Source organism: Geobacillus sp. FSL W8-0026, assembly GCF_037966255.1.
Taxonomy (GTDB): Bacteria; Bacillota; Bacilli; order Bacillales; family Anoxybacillaceae; genus Geobacillus; species Geobacillus icigianus.
Genome location: NZ_CP150194.1, coordinates 2,162,227 through 2,181,802 on the forward strand (window position 1 = coordinate 2,162,227; position 19,576 = coordinate 2,181,802).

Sequence of the window (19,576 nt, forward strand, 5' to 3'; positions counted from 1 at the left end):
ACACGTAGCCCTTCTACCATACAATTTTCTTAATTACCACACATTCTTTTTGCCCCCCTCAACAGAAAACGTTTTCAAAAATGTTTATGTTAAAAAAACAGAGATGCTCGGTTTTGTATAATATTTCTTTTTTAAATCCACCTATTTTCCGTGATTTCACATGCCTCGGCGAGCAATTCAACAAGATGAACTGCCTTTATATGATCATGGAGATTTTCCTTGGCAATGCCCACCTTCATTTGCAATAAACAACCTGGATTAGTCGTTACAATAACATTCGCCTTTGTATCCTTAATATCAGACATTTTTGCATTAAGGATGTGCATAGACTCTTCAAAATGAATTAAATTATAAATCCCACCCGAACCACAGCAAAGGTTAGGATTATTTAATCGCATAAACTCAATGCCTTCAATCGACTGAATCAATGCTTCCGGCTCTTTTGTAACTTTTTGAACATTAGTCATATGGCAAGAAGGCTGGTAAGTAACCCTGTAAGATAAGACTCTCTCTAGTTTTAAACCAAGCTTATTTAAAATCACGCTAATATCTGCTACCTTTTGCTTAAAATGTCTTGCGCGCTCCAACCATTCGGGATCGCCTTCGAACAATCCATCATATTCCTTCAGCATGGCGCCGCAACCTCCCGCGCTATTTACAATATAATCAAACTCCTCTTTTTCAAACACTTCAATGTTACGTTTTGCCATTTCTTTTGCTAGTTCTTCTTCCCCAGCATGCAGTTGCAACGCACCGCAACATGTTTGATTATTAACTACGACAACCTCGCAACCAACCTTTTGCAATAGGCGAATGCTAAGTAAATTAATTCGGTAAAAAACCGCTTCCATCACACAGCCGGTGAAAAAGGCAACTTTCAAAGCTGGACGCTCGCTAATCGAAGGGTATCGGCGACCATCGTTTTTTCGAAAAGGAGGTTTCGCTTCAGTTAATCCCTTATCAAATAACTCCAACTTTTTCGGGAGCAAATATCGAAGCGGCTTCATATGAACAACCTTTTTCACACCTGATTTCTGATATACCCATAGAAAGCTACCAAGCTTATTCATGATGCTTTTACTTGGAAACACATGTTTAAAGACGAAACCCTCACAAAAACGCCGCAATGGAGACGAAGTCTGCTTTTTGTGATAGCGAATACTGCCTTTTACAAGCTCAAGCATTTTCCCATATTGGATGTTGCTCGGACAAACATGTTCACATGCACGACAGCCAAGACAAAGATCGATTGGAACACTTAATTCATTCACTGTGATATGTCCTTCTGCCGCCATACGAACAAGATTGATGCGCCCCCTTGGGGTTTGTGTTTCCGTTTTCATTGTCAAATAGGTAGGGCAGGAGGGCAGACAATAGCCACATCGAACACAGTCATATGTTAAATCCGCCGCCTTCTTTAAATACACGTTTTCTTGGGCTTCCATTATCTTAACACCAACCTGTCACCTGGTTTTGGGAAAATCTTTCCTGGATTCATAATGTTATTTGGATCCCACGCCTGTTTAATGCGTTTCATCATTTCAAGCGAAAACTGATCAAATTCCATTGGCATAAAGGACTTTTTCATCAGCCCGATTCCATGTTCCCCGGAAAGCGTTCCTCCGAGATCAAGGGCGGCTTCAAAAATCGCAGCCACCGCTTTCTCTACCTTCTTCATTTCCTCTTTATTGCGCTGATCACAAAGAATGTTTGGATGAAGGTTTCCGTCGCCAGCATGACCAAAAACAACGAGCTCGATGTCGAATTTGTCTTTAATTTCCCTTAACCGTTTTAGAAAAGATGGAATTTGGCTTCTTGGAACCGTCGCATCTTCAGAAATTTTCGTTGGTTTGTGTCGCGCAACAGCCGGAGACACAAGTTTTCGCACTTTCCACATTTTTTCTTCTTGGTCACTCGTTTCAGCTTTTTGGACGCGCAACGCTCCTGTCTTTTGCATTAATTTATAAACATAGTCCACCTCATCTCGAATAGCTAGGGGATGACCGTCAAGTTCTATAAAAAGAACCGCTTCGGCATTGATAGGCAATCCCATCGGCCGGTAACTCTCCACCGCCCAGATAGATGCTTGATCCATGAACTCGATCTTCGACGGAAGAATCCCCGAAGTAAGTACATTGGTAATCGCATAGCCCGCTTGCACAATATCATCGAAAACTGCCATAAGAGAAATCGTCGCCTGCGGTCTCGGAATAAGACGCAAAATTGCCTCTGTAATAATGCCAAGTGTTCCTTCTGAGCCAACAATTAATTTCGTTAAGTCATAACCTGTGACATTTTTGATCGTTCGTCCACCTGTGCGTATAATATGGCCTTCCGGTGTGACGACTTGCAATCCTAAAACATAATCTTTCGTTACTCCGTATTTCAGCCCCCGCGGCCCGCCCGAATTTTCCGCAATATTTCCAGCAATCGTCGAGACATTAGAACTACTCGGATCTGGGGGATACATAAGACCAACTTTTTGAGCAGCCCGATCAATGTCAGCTGTAATTACACCTGGAGAAACAACAGCAATCATATCATCCCTGTGGATTTCCAATACATCATTCCATAAAGATACATCAATCACTATCCCGCCCTCAATAGGCAAAGCCCCTCCACTTAATCCAGACGCATTCCCCCTTGGTGTAATGGGTATTTTTTCGCGATTGGCGAGTTTTGCAATTCCAGAAACTTCCTCTACACGTTTCACTTGACAAACAAGATCAGGCACAAAAAAACCAAAAGACGCATCATAACCATAACTAAGAAGATCCGTTTTTTTAATAAGAACTCTTCTTTCCTCTCCAACAATCCGAACAATTTGATCTACAATATCTGGCTGTAGCGGCATCATTCACCACCTCTTATATACCGACCTATACCTTTGTAACGCGCAATGACACTTTCAAGATGATAACGCATAGCCTGACGTGCTTTTCCTCCATCACCAGACAATATAGCTTCATAGATTGCACGATGCTCTTGAAGCACCCTTACAGGATCCCCTGCCCCCGCAAATGTATTAACTGCATTTTTGGTAACCGATTTAAAAAGCTTGTCAGAGATGAATTCCATTATTCTAAGAAACAGTGCATTTTGAGACATTGATGATATTTGCATATGAAAAGAAAAATCTGATTTAGCCGGCAATTTCCCTGACATAACCTCTTTCTCCAGTTCAGAAAACAATTGCGTTAACTTTCTTTTATCATCTTCTGTTCCTCTTATTGCTGCATAATAAGCTGCTTCCACCTCAATAGCTTGACGAAATTCCATAAGTTCTTGAATTTCGGTGTCATCATCTCCAAAAATATAATTTAAATCTAGAAAATGATTTCCTATCTCCCTGACAAAAGTTCCCACTCCAGGGCGTATCTCTAAAACACCAATAGCTTCCATAACAGCAATGGCTTCCTTAATCGTAGTGCGTGACACCTGAAACTTTTCCGCTAAATCACGTTCTGAAGGCAGTTTATCCCCTGGCCTTAATTGTCCTCGACGAATCAACTGTTGAATCTGCTCAATAATGGCTTGATAGACTCTTTTCTTCCTAATCGGTTTGATATCCATTTTTCCCTCTCCATATTTTTCTGTAATGCTTAACGGGATACCTTGTGTGGAGTTTTCATAGAACTTTTGATGCTACCTTACCAGTTACGTCAATTGATCTTTATTTTTTTAACTGCATTTCTTTTTGACGCTAGATGGAGAGCGAACGTTCTCATAAGCATTTCTGATTCTGAGATGAATTAAGGAAAACATTATAGGTAATGTGAACCTTACGTAGTGAAACAGCTCGTGGATGGTGCAAATTTTTAGAGGATCAGTGGTTGGTCCACCATACCACTTTAGCTAGAATATAACGCAAAAATAATTTATTTGTCAATATTGAATTTATTTAATAAGCAGAATATTTTATCAATAACTACTGATTAGCGTTTTTCATTACAGTCATTTCCATACCCTAAGAGACAAACAGAGTGTCCCTTAGGCAACATAGAGATGTTTTTTGGTCACATCAATGGGAATTCTCTTGCTTCGCAGCGTCATCGACGAACTCGACAGCGCTGTGCCCTTTCCGAGACCGAAGAAGCTCCAGGCCGGAAGAGAGGTCTTGTTGAGATTCCGCGATGCTGTATACACAGGCTAAGAGCACCACGAGCCCATACCGTTTCACCGCCCGAACGTGGCGAACACGGTCCACCTGACTTCAGCTGGTCTTTGTCCTGCAGGAAAACGCATTCAATCGTCCAGCGCTGGGCATCGTCACACAAGATCTCTTCATCGCTAAGCTCCGGGTCGATGCCGAAGACAACATGGAGATGAGGAGATGATCCGGTGTCATGGGTTGATCCGCCTTCCAAGTAAGCCGCACCACCGCGTCATCAAGACCGTTGAGCGCACCTTCGCAGCAGTAGGCACGATCACGCTCGTTCCCCACCGTGACGAGGAGGGGGTCGTTTGGCTCGATATAGCGGGGGAACTCCTTCGCTTGGATGGCGATGCCTTTCGGGGCAAGAATCCGGTTCGGCTTCGTTTTTTGGCAAATGGTATCATCAGATGAGGAATCCGCGGTCTTTCACCAGCCTTATAGGTCACTTGGCAAAATCATTTTTATATGGGCAACGCACTTCTCATGCGCACAAAATTCGTGCAAAATTTGTTCGGATTCTATCGTTTTTTCGGGATTCCCAAAAAATGAAAAATGACCGCAAACGCGGTCATATCAAGGGTTTCAGCAACTTCAACCCGAGCCGATCGTATGTAGATGGCGGCCCCGAGAGGATTCGAACCTCCGACGCACGGTTTAGGAAACCGACGCTCTATCCACTGAGCTACGGGGCCGTGTTGGCTCTGCATTCGGCATTGGACGGATAAATAGGCGGGCTCCTGAAGCCGTTGCGGCGGGAGAGTGAATGAAAGTCAAGAAACATCGCTCCTACAGAGAGCACGAGCAGCACGGTTTCCCCTTTTGACGCCGTGTTGCGCACTCAACGTCGGCGACTCCGCTCTCTCGTTTACGGCAGGGAGACCGCGTCTAGCTGCCAACGTACTGTCTATGAGACGTACAGCCTGTATTATAACGGTTTTTTGCTATGGTGGCAAGCTCTCTTTTATTCTTCCATCGCTCTCTTTGTCCGGCTCTACTCAGTCGCTTGTCCGTATCTCTCAGCTTGGCAAGCCATAGAGTCGGTCATGCAGCTTCCTCATTTCGGGAAACCGCATGACCGACAATTTTACGGCGAAAGAACAAAGCTCTTTTGAACTAGGAAACGATAAAATGTTTAGATTCACATTTCTAACCGCGTCCATTGACGACCATGCTTTTTCACCAGCCGGCTAGATCGCGAGCAACATTTTCTCATGAATGTTTTTGGCGAAATACCTCCGACGGGCTGGTGACAGGTGTGTTTTACCGGCCTTCTCATGCTAAGGAAAACTTGTCGATTCCTTGATGCTGTGCTACTCTATCCATAAGACATGAACTTCTTTGTCTGAGTGGTTGGCACATCCATCTTCCTTAAGCAGTCCGGTTCACGTCTCCTTTTTCGCTTGATCTCTGGTGTTAGTGGATCGGTTGGTTTACAGTAAATAACAAAAAGGGGAAAGAAGGTGTTTTTGTGAGCCTGCCTAACAACCATTTCGTTTCTCTCGAAGAGTTTTACCAAATGAGAGAAAGTACAGATCGGATCTTAGAGTACATTGACGGTACTGTCTTTATGTCCCCATCCCCTTCTACCCAGCATCAACGAATTTCCGGACGATTGCACGCCAAATTATTCAATTTTTTAGAAGACAAGGATTGCGAAGTCTTTCACGCCCCGTTTGATATTGAACTGAAAAACGACAAAATCGATGGAACAAAAATCGTCATTCCGGACTTATCCGTCATATGTGATCAAAGCGGATTAATGGAAAACAAATTTGTCGGAGTACCGACACTGATCATTGAAATAGTAAGTCCATCGAATCAAGCGCACGATTTGGTGTTTAAACTCAATCTCTATATGCAGTACGGAGTCCAAGAATACTGGATCGTGAATCCAATGCTCAATACGGTGCAAATTTATTCCCTCAATGACGAAGCCCAATACGAGCAAACCGATGTATTAAGAGGAAAAGGAATGGCTCGATCACGAGTGTTAAAAGGTTTTGAAGTCAATGTAGAGGAACTTTTTAAGGCGTAAACATAAAATATCATTTTTTTGCCCGTTCTTTCAGAAAGTCTTCTCCCTTGTCGGAAAGAATGGGCTCCGTTTTTTCGAGACTCAGATTGTTTTTTCCTTCTCCGTGCATACTCCTTCCTCCGAGCCGCCCCCCTTCTTTCCCTTTCGCTTCGCCTAGAAAGCTGGTGAAAAACGGTTGCTTCTCTTGAGCAATGGGGGAGCGTGTGAAAGGCGATACCGATGCGACAGAGCTTTTTCTATTTGAGAAACGAGGTCGGTAAGCGGCCTGCTTCCTTAAATCACCAGCCTTCTAGAATGGGAGATTCCTGCGAACCTCGAAGCATCGTGCGGATCTTTAGCAATAAGCCCGCTCCTCACTTTCAGGCGCGGAGGCGGGCTGTTGGTTCGGCCAAGTATGTGTGTTTACTTCCCGCAGCACTTTTTATACTTTTTCCCGCTGCCGCATGGACACGGGTCGTTGCGGCCGATTTTGGGCTCTTCCCGGCGGTATGGAATGTTTTTTGGCAAAGGCGGGTTTTGCAACAACGCTTGAAAATGGCGGTATCTTTGCTCGGCGAGCGCCTTCCATTTTTCTAATTTCGGATGGTCGAGCCCTAGAATGGTATAATATCCGTAAGCGGTTTGTTCTACATCGATCAGCCCGGAATGCCCCCGTTTTTCCACTCTTTCTAAATATTCTTCCACTTCCGGAAGCGCTTCTTGATCCAGCTGGTGGCAAAGCGCCTCAAAGCAAAACGCGCGCATGTCATCATCGCGCAGCTCGGAAAACACGTCCCGCAATACACGGACGGCCTGCTTTGATTTAATGTTGGCGAGCACATGAATGGCCGAAAAGACCGTTTCCTTTTGAAACGCATAGGGGCGTACGGCTTCGATGACTTCGCCGTTTTGAAACGCCGACAACGCATAAACGACTTGATCGAGGAGCACATCGTCATCCTGTTGTTCCAACAGCGAGGCTAGTCTTGGAATATATTCGGTGGCGCCCAGCAACGAAAGCGCATACACCGCCAAAATACCGTCGTACGTAAACCATGGCTGCTGTTCATTTTTCATCCACGTGAGACTCACGTCTTCCTTTGTCAGCCACTCGCGCTCAACGAGAATGCGCACGACTTGCTTGGCGGCGGAAAACAAGTTCTGGTTAAACATCTCTTCCTGTTCCAAGCGGGAAAGCAACGAAAAGTAGTGATCCCATACGTCGTCTTCCGCTCCCTCGGCCACAAGCCGGACAGCGCGTTGCCAAGACCGCGGGAAGTGGCGAAGCAGTTGCTGTCCGTAGGTTTCAAGTTGCGCAACCGAAAACGGGAAAAACCAGCGGACATACTTGGCCGCATCTTTGATGGTCAACAACCGTTCAAGCGCCCGATCGGTCAGCGGTTGTTTCGATACGCCGCGCAAAATCATGCTTCGCATGTCCTCGTCGGCAGTTGTGACGACCTCGTCAATGAGACGCTCCACCCACGCAGCTGGAACGCCTGGGTACTCCTCTATTGCGTAAAAGGCAAACTGACGGAGGAGAGGATCTTCACAAAATAAATACGGTTCGATCGTTTCTAAAAAGGACATAATCACACCCACCTTTTTCTTCCTTCGTCTCTGGTGCCAGCCGGACATCGACGTTCAGCTAGTCCCATGACGAATATTTTCCATTTTAACACTCTAACTGCAAAAATCGCAACGAAAATGATGGCCGTGACAGTGGTCGAAACGAGGGCCATCAGCAACCCAATAGATGCCAAACGATGAATACAGGGACATTTCTGTCATGGCTGTGCCCCCCCTTTATAATCATTGACAAAATCCCGCCTGTTTGAAACCTATCTTTTCTTCTCGTTAGCTTGCTTGTCTGATATACTAGAGAGAAAGGAGGTGAGTGTTTATGGAAGAAAAAACGATATTGGCGCAAATCTTGCAAGCGCTTGATTTGTACGCGGCAGACATGCGCAGTCAGTTCGAAGCGCTCTATGAGAAATTTGACTCGCTCCATCAACAAGTCCAAACGCTGAACGAACAGACGAACATGATGAACAAACGGATGGAAGACATGGAAAGACGCATGGAAGAGATGGACAAACGGATCGGAGAGATGGACAAGCGCATCGAAGAAATGGATGGGCGCATCGAGGAGATGGACGGACGGTTTGAGCGGCAAATCGCCCAATTGGAGCGCACCGTGAACGAACGGTTCGAACGGCTCGAAGCGAAACTCGGCCACATCCGCGTCGAACTGGCTGAAACACAAGAGACCGTTGACTTTCACTCCGTCAAAATCGCCCAGCATGATCGAAAAATCCGCCATTTGCTTCACACCCGATAACATCTCCACTGCCATCATGCCCCCGCTCTTCCATCAGGGCGGGGGCGCGCACATTAAGACAGTTCACAGGCAAGTAAACAAGTCTTCGAGGGTCGGCAACCGCGGTTCACATTAAGACAGTTCATAGGCAAGGTCGGTCGCTAAGGCGGCGTTGTTTTTCACTAAGGCGATGTTCGCTTGTAAGCTTTTCCCGTCGGTGAATGTTTTCACCCGGTCAAGCAAAAACGGGGTGACCGCTTTGCCGGTGATACGCTTTTCTTCCACTTCCTTGAGCGCTTGTTCGATGATGGCGGTGATGTACGATTCCTCAAGCTCGTCTTCTGGCGGAACTGGATTGGCAACGACGAAGCCGCCGGCTAAGCCGAGCGCCCATTTGGTTTCAATGAACTGGGCGATCTCTTTGGCGCTGTCTAAGCGGTAATCGACGCGAAACGGGTTTGTCCGCGAGTAAAAGGCTGGCAGGACGTCCGTCTGATAGCCAAGAACCGGAACGCCGTGCGTCTCGAGGTACTCAAGCGTCAAGCCTAAATCCAAAATCGATTTCGCCCCGCCGATGCAGACGATGGAAGCTTTCGTTCGCATGCCTTTCATCCTTTCGGGCGCATCCATTCGAAACTGACGAGCCTGTTTCCAACCTTTACTATTGTATCATACGGCGCCTACAAATGAAAAAAGCACCCCACCTATACAGCGGGGCGCAAGATTGCTAGTTTTTGTATGCGCAATACGGGCGCAGCTTGACGCCGATCAAGCTGCCAAGGAAAGCAAAGACAAACCAAGCCCAGCCGTGAGCGCTGAAGGAAGCGATGCCGCCAAAATACGCACCGATGTTGCAGCCGAACGCCAGTCGGGCGCCGTAACCCATCATCAATCCGCCGATGAGCGCGCCAATCGTCATGCGCGTCGGCCGCTTCCATTGCACCGGCTTCGCATAGCGGCCAGCGAGCGCCGCGGCCAATAAAGCTCCGAACATTAAGCTAATGTCCATGACCGCCGTTGTATCGTAGTAGAGCGGATTGGCGAGCGCCTGCCGTTTCGCCTCGTCTTGCCAATATGTCCAAGCGGTCGGATCAATGCCAAACAGTTGCACCGCCTTCGCGCCCCATAAGGCAAACGCGGACGTGATGCCCCACGGTTTGCCGCTGATGAGCAGCACGAGCGCATTGACAAGAGCGAGCAGCAGCGCGCCAGCAAGAAGCGGCCAAGGACCCTTGTACATGGCCTTCCAGCCGTTCCGATTGGCAAGCGGCATCGTCATCAGCTTGCCGTGGCGCCGCTTTTCCATCACCGTCACAATATAATAGACCGCTCCTAACAAAACAAGCTGGCATCCAAACCCGCCAAGCGCGCCGAATTGGACAATGAACGAGAACGGCTCCCATTGCGGCATTTGCGCCCATACATCAAAGTGAGCCGTGGCAATGACCGATCCGGCGATAAAACCGATGAGCGTCACTATGCCATTGGCATCGCCGCCGCCAATATGATACAACGTCCCGGACGCGCAGCCGTCCCCCAGCTGCATGCCGATGCCAAACAGAAAGGCGCCGACGATCACCGACACCCCTACGCCAAATACATACCCTGACACCGGATGGCCAAACGCCGATCCTTTCAACAATAGCGGCAAAAACAACGCGCTGGCCACCGCCATCATGATCATCTGCGCCCGAATGCCTTCTCCTTGGCGGTACAAAATGAATTTCCGCCACGCCGAGGTAAAGCCGAAATGGGCCTGGTAAAGCACAAAGCCACCGAGTGCTCCCAACAAATACAACATCGCTTGTTGCCAAGACACGCGGCTATACAAGAACAACGCGCCGCCGATTAGGACGAAGCAGGAGACTGCAATGATCCATGCCGTCGGATTTTTCGGAGCGTTCGCCGCCTGCTTGGCGCGAACGTCTTGTTGCGCGGTCATTTCCATGGTGCATATCCCCCTTTTTGCTTTCGTTGACACGCTTATAATACTATAAATACGATCGATTTTCTATGATTTCGTCTCGAAACGTTTTTCCCAAGCCGCTGTATGGTATAATACAGAAAACGACCGTTCAAAAAATGAATATTGTCGAACCATATTTTTTGACGCCGTTGAAAGGCCGAACATCCTTGGTCAATCAACATTTCTAGAGGAAGGAGATTGTCATGTGGAACGAATTTAAAAAATTCGCCGTCCGCGGCAATGTCATCGATTTAGCCGTTGGGGTCATCATCGGCTGGGCGTTTGGCAAAATCGTTTCCTCGCTCGTCAATGACATCATCATGCCGCTTGTCGGGTTGATTCTAGGCGGCATTGATTTCAGCAGCTTATCATGGAAAGTCGGCAAGGCGGAAATCAAATACGGCGCGTTTATCCAAACGGTTGTCGACTTTTTGATTATCGCCTTCTCGATTTTCCTGTTTGTCAAACTGATCAACACCTTATACGAACGGGTGAAAAAGCAAGAAGAAGTGAAGGAAACAGCGCCGACGCTGACAAAAGAAGAAGAGCTGCTCACCGAAATTCGCGATTTGTTAAAGCAGCAGCGGGAAACGATGTAAGCATCTGGAGGCCGGTGATGAAAGGAGCAGGTCGCTTTACCGCCAAGTCTCTCCATCGGAGACACTTGGCGGCATCAGCTTCCCATTTCACGTGATCTGGAATCCTTACTAGCACGAAGCGGCACGGCCGGGCGAAGCCATATTGGCAGTGCCGATGCGGACGGCCGCTTCACAAAGTTCGGGGGAGTTCGGTCCTGCCGCTCTATCAAAGGAAATCATCCACCCTCAAGCGAACGAATCGCTAGGGTGGATGCTGTTCTTTTGCCAGCGCTGATCCTCCCGGCGCAAACCGCGTATAGTCAGGTCAATGATGGACGACGTCACTGATCAATATCGATTCGTTTCCCATATACTGCATGCGGATAAGAAAAAAGGATTGCCATGGCTAGCCAATGTTTCACATTGATCATTGTTTTGGCGACCCCTCCCCCGAAGTTCGAGCAGTCAAGTTCTCCTCGCTCGTTCTCAATCGGAAAGAAACATCCGCTTGTCTTGACGTCCGCTCATTGTCAAAGCAGCCAGTACGCCAGCGGTGCGGTGAGGATGAGCGTCAATACCGTCCGCTCGAACCAAATGACGAGCAGTTTCGGCAAACTGAGCGGAATCTCAGTGGATACAATGCATGGAATGACAGCAGAAAAGAACAAGATGGCAGAAACGGAAACAACGGCAATTATAAATTTTGTTACGAGCGGTGCTTCAGTGACAAGCAAGGCTGGCAAAAACATTTCGGCGATCTCGATGGCCGAAGCTTTCGCTGCCAACAACGGCTCTGGAATTTGCAAGAGAAGAGTAAACGGATAAAACAGATAGCCCAGCCAATCAAAAAACGGCGTATATTCAGCGAGCAGCAGCCCGATCAGTCCGACCGACATAATGGAAGGCAAAATGCCCATCGTCATGATAAAACCATCGCGCAAGTTTTCCCATATATTCGTCCCGATCCCTTTTGACTGCGCTACCGCTTTCATCGCCTCAGACCAAGCTTGTTTCATATAGTTACCCGTCACTCTTTGCTCGGGATCCCCCTTGCCGTCGTAGTATTCATCGCTCATGCGGCTTAGCGGCCACATCCGAGCGGTGAACGCTGTAACGGCAAACGTGACGAGAAAGGTCACCCAAAAATACGTATTCCATATCGACATTAACCCTAACGTTTTCGCGACAACCACCATAAATGTGACGGATACGGTGGAGAAGCCGGTAGCGATGATTGCCGCCTCTTTCACCGTATATTTGCCCTCTTTGAACACTTTGTTCGTGATCAAAAGACCGATGGAGTAGCTGCCGACAAAGGAGGCAACGGCATCGATGGTCGAGCGGCCCGGCGTTTTCCAAATCGGCCGCATGATCGGCTGCATCCACACACCAACGAATTCAAGCAGCCCGTAGCCAACAAGAAGAGCGAGAAAAACCGAGCCAATCGGCACAAGCAAGCCGACGGAAACGACGAGCTTATCGTACAAAAACGGCCCCATATCCGGCTGAAACAGCCACGACGGACCGATGTGAAACACAAGCATGACCGCCGTGATCAGTCCTAGAACTTTCAACAGTGAAAAAACGGTTGTCACAGCATCTTTGTTCCACGTTTTTTTGTAAAACGGATAAACGGCACCGAGAGCGATCACGATAAGAGCATAATAAGGAACAAGTGCCGAAAACTGGGTGCGGATCCATGTCACAATATGATCGAGCAAAATTGACGATGTGCCGCCGATCGAAACCGGGACGAAAAATACGAAAATGCCGATGGCGCTAAAGACGAAAAACTTCCATGCCCCGCTTGCCGGCGTGGATGGCGCTATGGTTGGATCCGCTTTCATTTCTCTCCACCCCCATTGTTCTTCTTACGCAAGACTGTGCAACCGGAAGCATCCCGCTTCCGGTCGCCAAACGCTTCAACGGAAGACCATCCCCCCTCAAGCGCGCACCTTTCCTCCCGCCACCACCACCTTCCCGTCCTTGATCACCGTCTCCGCATGGTTGACGCCGTAATAGTACATGATTTGCACGTAGTTCGGGACGTTGAAAACGACCAAATCCGCTTTCTTGCCTGGTTCAAGGCTGCCGATCACATGGGCGCGGCCGATGGCGTGGGCGGCGTTGATCGTGGCGGCGGCAAGCGCCTCGGCCGGGGTCATGCGCATATGCAAGCAGGCAAGGCTCATGACCAGCGGGAGCGAGACGGTCGGCGATGAGCCGGAGTTGCAGTCGGTCGCTAAGGCGACTGGGACGCCGGCGTCGAGCAAGCGACGGGCGTTGGCGGCGTTGGTTAGTAAGAAAAACGCTGTGCCTGGCAAGAGGACGCCGATCACGCCGCGCTCCGCCATGCGGCGGAGGCCGTCATCAGAGGCACGAAGCAAGTGGTCGGCCGATATCGCCCCCACCTCAGCAGCCAGTTCGGCGCCGCCGTACGGTTCGATCTCATCGGCGTGGATTTTCGGCGTCAAGCCGTGCGCTTTGCCTGCTTCGAGGATGCGGCGCGCCTCATCAGGGGTGAACACGCCGCGCTCGCAAAAGACGTCGTTGAACTCAGCCAACCCCTGACGGCTGACTTCAGGAATCATTTCTTCGACGATCAAACGGATATATTCCTCCCGGTCGTGCTTCCACTCCGGCGGAACGGCGTGGGCGCCAAGAAAGGTGGAAACGACATCGACCGGATGGGTGTCATGAAGCCGCTTGGCGACGTTAAGCTGCTTCATTTCATGCTCAAGGCTTAACCCGTAGCCGCTTTTCGCCTCAACGGTCGTGACGCCGTGAAGCAAAAACTGATCGAGCCGCCGCTTGCTTTCTTCGTACAGCGTCTCTTCCGACGCCTCGCGGGTGGCCTTTGTCGTCGCGTGAATGCCGCCGCCAGCGTTCATGATCTCCATATACGTCGCCCCGCCGAGGCGCATCGTCCATTCGTGTTCACGGCTACCGGCGTAAACGAGATGGGTGTGCGGGTCGACAAGGCCGGGGGTGACCGTTTTGCCGCGGGCGTCGATCACCTCTGCTTCGGCAAGCCGATCCGCGAAACGGCGGACGAGTTCGTCGTCCGGACCAACGGCGGTGATCGTGCCGTTTTCGATCCAGACGCTGCCGTTTTCCATGATGGAAAGGTCGCTCATGTTCTTTCCCACAAGCGGAGCCGCGGAGCTTCCCGCCAGCGTGACGAGCTGGCGGGCGCGGCGGACAAAGAGCGGGCGCATAGGCGGTTCTCCTTTCTACTTCAGCATCGGCATATCGATGCCTTTTTCTTTCGCTGTCCGAATGGCGAGCTCATACCCCGCGTCGGCGTGGCGGACAACACCAAGACCGGGGTCGGTCGTCAACACACGCTCCAGCCGTTTTTCCGCCTCTTTCGTCCCGTCGGCGACAATGACCATGCCGGCGTGAATGGAGTAGCCCATGCCGACGCCGCCGCCGTGGTGAACCGACACCCAGCTTGCGCCGCCGACCGCATTCAACAGGGCGTTTAAAATCGGCCAGTCAGCGATGGCATCGCTTCCGTCTTTCATCGCTTCCGTCTCCCGGTTCGGCGAGGCGACCGAACCCGAGTCCAAATGGTCGCGTCCGATGACGATCGGCGCCTTCAATTCACCGCGGGCGACCATGTCGTTGATGAGTTTTCCGAACTTCGCCCGCTCGCCGTAGCCAAGCCAGCAAATGCGCGCCGGCAACCCTTGGAATTGGATTTGTTTTTGCGCCATGCGGATCCAATGGCAAAGGCGTTCGTTCTCGCTGAACTCGCGCAAAATGACTTCATCGGTTTTGTAAATGTCTTCCGGATCGCCGGAGAGCGCCACCCAGCGGAACGGGCCCTTTCCTTCACAAAAGAGCGGGCGGATGTACGCCGGCACAAAGCCCGGGAAAGAGAAGGCGTCTTCGACTCCTTCGTCTTTCGCTACTTGGCGGATGTTGTTGCCGTAATCAAACGTCACCGCTCCTCGGTGTTGCATCGCCAACATCGCCCGCACATGCGCGGCAATCGACTGTTTGGCGCGGGCAACGTACTGCTTCGGATCGCGCACCCGCAGCTCGGCCGCCTCCTCAAGCGTCAACCCGGCGGGGATGTAGCCGTTTAACGGATCATGGGCGGACGTTTGATCGGTCAAGACGTCCGGAACAAAACCCATATCAACGAGCCGCGGCAACACTTCGGCCGCATTGCCGACAAGGCCGATCGACAGCGCCTTTTTCTCTTCCTTCGCCCGTTTGGCCATGGCGAGCGCGGCGTCCAGACTGTCGGTCATCGTGTCAAGGTATTTCGTGTCAAGGCGGCGCTGGATGCGGGCCGGGTCGACTTCAACAGCGAGACAGACGCCGCCGTTCATCGTCACCGCCAACGGCTGCGCCCCGCCCATGCCGCCAAGGCCGGCCGTTACCGTGATCGTTCCTGCCAGCGTGCCGCCAAAGTGCTGGCGCGCCACTTCGGCGAACGTTTCGTACGTCCCTTGGACGATGCCTTGACTGCCGATGTAAATCCAGCTGCCGGCCGTCATTTGTCCGTACATGATCAGCCCTTTTTTGTCGAGCTCATGGAAATGGTCCCATGTCGCCCATGCCGGCACGAGGTTCGAGTTGGCCATGAGCACGCGCGGCGCATCCGGGTGGGTGCGAAACACCGCGACCGGCTTGCCCGATTGAATGAGTAATGTCTCATCGTTTTCCAACCGGAGAAGAGTGTCCACAATCGCCTCGTAACATTCCCAGTTGCGCGCCGCTTTCCCGATGCCGCCGTAAACGATCAACTCATCGGGCCGCTCGGCGACATCCGGATGCAAGTTGTTGTGCAACATGCGCAGCGCCGCTTCCTGAATCCATCCTTTCGCTCGCCGCGTTGTTCCGGAAAGCGCTTGCACCATTCGTTTGTCTGTCATCGTCATCCTCTCCTTTTCCCTCTTTGCTTTTATTGTAAGGAAGGGAAGAAGACGGAGATAGATGCGCCTCTTTTAAAGGTGAGTCATTTTTTTCGAAATTTCATATTTCTTTCTCCTTCATTGATCCATTTCTTTTGATGGCTGTTCATTTTTTTTGAAAAAAACCGCCTACCGCGGTGATGACCGATACGATCGTTGTTCATCGCGGTAGGCGGTCGGTGTCTGATTCAGTTCGGCTTTAAAGACGCGCGTCAAATAATGGGCCGTGCGAAACCCGGTCTGTTCAGCGATTTCCTTAATCGAGAGGTCGGTTTGCCGGAGCAGCCGTTTCGCCTCCTCAAGCCGCCGGTTCGTCAGCCATTGGCGGAACGTCACGCCGCGCTTTTTCGACAACAAATGGCTGAAATACGCAGGGCTGCGGCCGGCTGCCGCCGCGGCCCGCTCCAACGTGAGCGACGGGTCGCGAAAATGCGCTTCCATATAGCGGAGCCCCCGTTCGATGGCGTCGACGCGCGCGTCTTCCGCTGCTCGCCTCGCTTCGTCAAGCAGCCGGCGCAAAAACAAAATCAGTTCCTGAACGATGCGATACAGCACCGGATTATACAAAATTTCCTGAAACAGGCGCATGTATTCTCGTTCGGTCGCGCCGCGGTCCAGACGGTACGTCTTCATAAACCGGCGGATTTGCGCCAAAATACTCGTCAACCGCGTGCGCACCATCTCCGGGCTCGGAAACGGCGGCGTCCAATCGGAAAATTCCTGTTGCAGCCATCGTTTGACCGCTTCATGGTCAAACCGCTCAAGCATCTCGATCCATTGCCGCTGCTCTTCCGGCGTTAGAAACGGATCCAAGTGGCGCCACGGTCCGTCATCCGGCGCCGGAGCGATCACTTGCCGGTAGCCGATAAAAAACGTCGTCTCGAGCAGCCGGCGGGCGGCTTGGTATCGCTCACGCACCGATCGCCGGCCATCCGGCGGCATGATAACGACCGCCAATGGCTCATGATGATCCTCCTCCCAATCGCGCAACATCTTCCATGCCTCTTCTTTTCCATCGCCCGGCAGCTCGGGAAAGAGACAGGCCGCCATATGGGTCAACGGCAAGACGCGCGCCCGCCGGCGAAACGGATAGTTCGTTAAAAAGCGGACCACTTCAGAAGATAAGGCAGGTTGTTCGGCCTGCACAAGCCATACGTGGGTCGACACGTCAACACAGTCATCGGCAAATAACGAGCGATAATCGTCATCATAGCCGCCAACACCGACGGACGAACGAGAGCGCCCGTCCCCCGCAGAAAATGAAGCCGCCGTTCGCAACGCTTGCTTCAATTTGGTGGGCTCAAGCGGCTTCACAAGCAAATCGACGCATTGCCAGTCGATGGCTTGCTTCGCCCGTGCGAATGTCGCCTCCGCGGTTGCGGCAATCACGCGCTGGCAAAACAGGCGGATGCAAGATGCCGCTTTCCCCCACTGTTCATACGGAATCATGTCCAATTCGACGTACAATAGCTCCGGCGCTTCCCGTTCCAGCAGCGCCATCATCTCCTCGACCGTAGCCGCCGTATATACTTGCTCAATCGGCAAGGAATACGTGGACACGAGCCAGCGGATCGCTTCTCGTTCCTTGTCGTCCCGTTCGGCAATGACGAGTTTCATCTTCTCACCGCCTTAGCTGCTTGATGAAATGGTTCAGGCAACGTGTTCAGCGAATGTGTTCGGCGCTGCTTTGCAAACGTCGAAAGTCAACTGCCCCCATGGTGCCTGCACCTAAGTGAGGGGTCTCCTTGCCAACATTGGAGATGAAGAAGGATTTCGAAGCAAAAAGCAGCGGCGAGCGCCACGGTTTTTCCGCCTTCATCCACGAGCGGGTTGACTTCGCAAAGATCGACGCTGATCGTGTTCGGATGAGAAACGACGCGGCGGATGAGCGCGCGCACCAGCGATGGTGCGAGTCCAAACGGCGACGGCGCGCTCACCCCCGGCGCGGCGGCAGCGCTGATCGCATCCATGCAAATGGTCAACATCACGCCGTCATACGCTGAGGCAAATCGTTCGATCTGTTCATACGCTGCCTCCATCGGCCCCGCAGTCAGCTGTTCTTCCAGCATGTACTCGCATCCGTACCGCTGTGCATCCGCAAACAGCGCCGCCGTGTTGCCGAGCTTCTGAATGCCTAAGCAGCAATACCCTACCTGTTTGTCCTCATCCAAAATTTGCCGAAACATCGTCCCGGATGTCGGCCCGTTATCATACGGCCGCAAATCGAAATGAGCGTCAATGTTGATGATGCCAAGGCGGGCGTTCGGCCCAAGCGCTTCACGGACGCCCAAATAATGGCCATACGCCGTCTCATGGCCGCCGCCGATCACCACCGGCACCGCGCCACTTCGCAGCAGGCGGGCGACGGCTTTGCCGAGTTCGGCTTGGCTTTGTTCGAGCTGTCCGTCCACGCAAACGACATCGCCGGCATCAAAGATGGACGCGCCTTGCGGAAGATGCCATGGCAGCCGGCCCAACGCCGCTTTCACAGCGGCCGGCGCCTCTTTCGCCCCTTGACGGCCTTGGTTGCGGCGCACGCCCTCGTCGCAGGCAAAGCCGATGAGAGCCGCTGCTCGTTCCATCGGCGCCAACGGCTGCGATAAATCCAACAGGCGGATGCGCTGATGGAGGCGAAACGCCCGTTCATCGCTCACACTGTCCACCCTCCCCGTCCAGCGACTTTGCTCGGGTTGTTGATACATCGAACCATCTCCTTTCGACGATCAGCTACCTGTTTCTTTCGCTGCCGCTTTGCCGTTCTCCTTCTTGCAGGGGCAGAAAGAGGAAATCGCCTCTTTCCCGCGAATAAAAGAATACAGATCGACAACAGAAAGGGGGACACAGCATGAAATCAACCGTCAACTTACATGACGTCATCGCCGGCCAAAGCGCGCCGCCGCCGTGCGATACAACGCTCGGCGTTCGCTTGACAGAAGCCCGGGACGGCTATGCGAAAGGAGTATGGAAGGTAAGCGAATCGCTGCTCAACGGCAACGGCGTCATTATGGGCGGGTTTGTCGGCGCAGCTGCGGATATTGTGATGGCGTATGCGGTGACGACCTTGCTTCGCGATAACCAAATGCACGCTTCGATCAATTTGCACACGACGTTTCATCGTCCGCTGGAAGCGGGGGAAGCGGAAATCGAGGCGCTAGTGGAAAAACCCGGGCGAACGGTCGTTTATGTGACCGCCACCGTGCGGCAAAGCGGCAAAGAGGTGGCGAGCGCCACGTCATCCGTGATCATCATGGAAAAACGATGAAGGTCATTCGTGCGAGCGGGTCATGGGCAGGATTCCGAAAGAAGGCCAAACAGGCTGGTGAAAAGCGGTTGTTTCTTTCGGACAATGGGGGGAGCGTGTGAAAGACGATTCTGACGCGACAAGGCTTTTCTATTTAAGAAGCGAGGCCGGTAAGCGGCCTGTTTCCTTAAATCACCGCCCCTCAAAACCTACTGGAAAGAAAGCGGCATTTCGGACAACGACTCCGGACGCCTTGGCTCTTCACAACGGGCAGGGGGAATGATGATGGGCTTTGCCCGCCAGCGCGAGCCGAACTGCAGGGGGCGCTCAGTTCCTAACCGCCCCCAGTGACAAAGCGCCGAAGAAAGCGCTG

Annotated in this window: 14 protein-coding genes, 1 tRNA gene and 2 pseudogenes; 4 read left to right on the forward strand and 13 right to left on the reverse strand. The window is 51.5% G+C overall.

Going from position 1 to position 19,576, the window contains the following annotated elements; all coding sequences use genetic code 11:
• Positions 1–131: 131 nt before the first annotated feature.
• The 5 genes and pseudogenes from NST29_RS10805 to NST29_RS10825 form a co-directional block, all read right to left on the reverse strand.
• Positions 132–1,445 (reverse strand): (Fe-S)-binding protein, encoded by a 1,314-nt coding sequence (locus tag NST29_RS10805; RefSeq protein ID WP_051985093.1) that lies wholly within the window; start codon positions 1,443–1,445, stop codon positions 132–134.
• A complete protein-coding gene (locus tag NST29_RS10810) occupies positions 1,445–2,854 on the reverse strand; it encodes an FAD-linked oxidase C-terminal domain-containing protein (protein WP_200878285.1) in 1,410 nt (469 codons plus the stop codon). Before NST29_RS10810 ends, NST29_RS10805 begins: the two co-directional genes overlap by 1 nt.
• The gene (locus NST29_RS10815; RefSeq protein WP_033020895.1) at positions 2,854–3,573 is read right to left on the reverse strand and encodes a FadR/GntR family transcriptional regulator; all 720 of its coding nucleotides are present in this window, start codon (positions 3,571–3,573) and stop codon (positions 2,854–2,856) included. Before NST29_RS10815 ends, NST29_RS10810 begins: the two co-directional genes overlap by 1 nt.
• Positions 3,574–3,990: 417 nt before the next feature.
• Positions 3,991–4,537 (reverse strand): annotated as a pseudogene (locus tag NST29_RS10820) (IS701 family transposase); the annotation flags it as partial.
• 235 nt (positions 4,538–4,772) lie between these two features.
• Positions 4,773–4,848, reverse strand: a tRNA-Arg gene (locus NST29_RS10825).
• A gap of 776 nt (positions 4,849–5,624) precedes the next feature.
• Here NST29_RS10825 and NST29_RS10830 point away from each other — a divergent pair.
• On the forward strand, positions 5,625–6,191 hold the full coding sequence (locus tag NST29_RS10830; RefSeq protein WP_033020890.1) for a Uma2 family endonuclease: 567 nt from the start codon (positions 5,625–5,627) through the stop codon (positions 6,189–6,191).
• Between the two features lie 402 nt (positions 6,192–6,593).
• Here NST29_RS10830 and NST29_RS10835 read toward each other — a convergent pair whose 3' ends face one another.
• Positions 6,594–7,772, reverse strand: a complete 1,179-nt coding sequence (locus NST29_RS10835) for a HEAT repeat domain-containing protein (RefSeq protein ID WP_235207618.1) — start codon at positions 7,770–7,772, stop codon at positions 6,594–6,596.
• A 301-nt stretch (positions 7,773–8,073) separates the two neighbouring features.
• Here NST29_RS10835 and NST29_RS10840 point away from each other — a divergent pair, with 301 nt between their 5' ends.
• Positions 8,074–8,511 (forward strand): hypothetical protein, encoded by a 438-nt coding sequence (locus tag NST29_RS10840; protein WP_033020884.1) that lies wholly within the window; start codon positions 8,074–8,076, stop codon positions 8,509–8,511.
• Between the two features lie 111 nt (positions 8,512–8,622).
• Here NST29_RS10840 and NST29_RS10845 read toward each other — a convergent pair.
• Positions 8,623–9,102, reverse strand: a pseudogene (locus tag NST29_RS10845) (pseudouridine-5'-phosphate glycosidase); the annotation flags it as partial.
• A 115-nt stretch (positions 9,103–9,217) separates the two neighbouring features.
• Positions 9,218–10,438 (reverse strand): YeeE/YedE family protein, encoded by a 1,221-nt coding sequence (locus NST29_RS10850; RefSeq protein WP_033020876.1) that lies wholly within the window; start codon positions 10,436–10,438, stop codon positions 9,218–9,220.
• Between the two features lie 221 nt (positions 10,439–10,659).
• Here NST29_RS10850 and mscL point away from each other — a divergent pair, with 221 nt between their 5' ends.
• Positions 10,660–11,055 (forward strand): large conductance mechanosensitive channel protein MscL, encoded by a 396-nt coding sequence (gene mscL / locus NST29_RS10855; protein ID WP_033020874.1) that lies wholly within the window; start codon positions 10,660–10,662, stop codon positions 11,053–11,055.
• Between the two features lie 509 nt (positions 11,056–11,564).
• Here mscL and NST29_RS10860 read toward each other — a convergent pair.
• The 5 genes from NST29_RS10860 to hutG all read right to left on the reverse strand — a co-directional run bounded on the left by NST29_RS10860 (position 11,565) and on the right by hutG (position 18,664).
• On the reverse strand, positions 11,565–12,881 hold the full coding sequence (locus NST29_RS10860; protein ID WP_033020873.1) for a YjiH family protein: 1,317 nt from the start codon (positions 12,879–12,881) through the stop codon (positions 11,565–11,567).
• 96 nt (positions 12,882–12,977) lie between these two features.
• Positions 12,978–14,252 (reverse strand): imidazolonepropionase, encoded by a 1,275-nt coding sequence (gene hutI / locus NST29_RS10865; protein WP_033020871.1) that lies wholly within the window; start codon positions 14,250–14,252, stop codon positions 12,978–12,980.
• 15 nt (positions 14,253–14,267) lie between these two features.
• Positions 14,268–15,929: a urocanate hydratase gene (gene hutU / locus NST29_RS10870; RefSeq protein WP_033020869.1), complete on the reverse strand. Its 1,662-nt coding sequence runs from the start codon at positions 15,927–15,929 to the stop codon at positions 14,268–14,270.
• Between the two features lie 162 nt (positions 15,930–16,091).
• Complete coding sequence (locus tag NST29_RS10875; protein WP_033020868.1) at positions 16,092–17,579, reverse strand: helix-turn-helix domain-containing protein; 1,488 nt, start codon at positions 17,577–17,579, stop codon at positions 16,092–16,094.
• Between the two features lie 86 nt (positions 17,580–17,665).
• Entirely contained in the window at positions 17,666–18,664 is a 999-nt protein-coding gene (hutG, locus tag NST29_RS10880) for a formimidoylglutamase (RefSeq protein ID WP_051985092.1), read from the reverse strand.
• 143 nt (positions 18,665–18,807) lie between these two features.
• On the opposite strand from hutG, the gene NST29_RS10885 reads away from it, so the two are divergent.
• Positions 18,808–19,224, forward strand: a complete 417-nt coding sequence (locus NST29_RS10885; protein ID WP_033020866.1) for a PaaI family thioesterase — start codon at positions 18,808–18,810, stop codon at positions 19,222–19,224.
• Positions 19,225–19,576: the final 352 nt, after the last annotated feature.

Bases quoted from the DNA above. Each gene is read 5' to 3' on its own strand.
- hutI (WP_033020871.1), bottom strand. From the start codon at position 14,252: ATGCGCCCGCTCTTTGTCCGCCGCGCCCGCCAGCTCGTCACGCTGGCG.
- NST29_RS10885 (WP_033020866.1), top strand. From the start codon at position 18,808: ATGAAATCAACCGTCAACTTACATGACGTCATCGCCGGCCAAAGCGCG.
- NST29_RS10810 (WP_200878285.1), bottom strand. From the start codon at position 2,854: ATGCCGCTACAGCCAGATATTGTAGATCAAATTGTTCGGATTGTTGGA.
- hutG (WP_051985092.1), bottom strand. From the start codon at position 18,664: ATGTATCAACAACCCGAGCAAAGTCGCTGGACGGGGAGGGTGGACAGT.
- mscL (WP_033020874.1), top strand. From the start codon at position 10,660: ATGTGGAACGAATTTAAAAAATTCGCCGTCCGCGGCAATGTCATCGAT.
- NST29_RS10805 (WP_051985093.1), bottom strand. From the start codon at position 1,445: ATGGAAGCCCAAGAAAACGTGTATTTAAAGAAGGCGGCGGATTTAACA.
- NST29_RS10815 (WP_033020895.1), bottom strand. From the start codon at position 3,573: ATGGATATCAAACCGATTAGGAAGAAAAGAGTCTATCAAGCCATTATT.
- NST29_RS10850 (WP_033020876.1), bottom strand. From the start codon at position 10,438: ATGGAAATGACCGCGCAACAAGACGTTCGCGCCAAGCAGGCGGCGAAC.
- hutU (WP_033020869.1), bottom strand. From the start codon at position 15,929: ATGACGATGACAGACAAACGAATGGTGCAAGCGCTTTCCGGAACAACG.
- NST29_RS10840 (WP_033020884.1), top strand. From the start codon at position 8,074: ATGGAAGAAAAAACGATATTGGCGCAAATCTTGCAAGCGCTTGATTTG.
- NST29_RS10875 (WP_033020868.1), bottom strand. From the start codon at position 17,579: ATGAAACTCGTCATTGCCGAACGGGACGACAAGGAACGAGAAGCGATC.
- NST29_RS10860 (WP_033020873.1), bottom strand. From the start codon at position 12,881: ATGAAAGCGGATCCAACCATAGCGCCATCCACGCCGGCAAGCGGGGCA.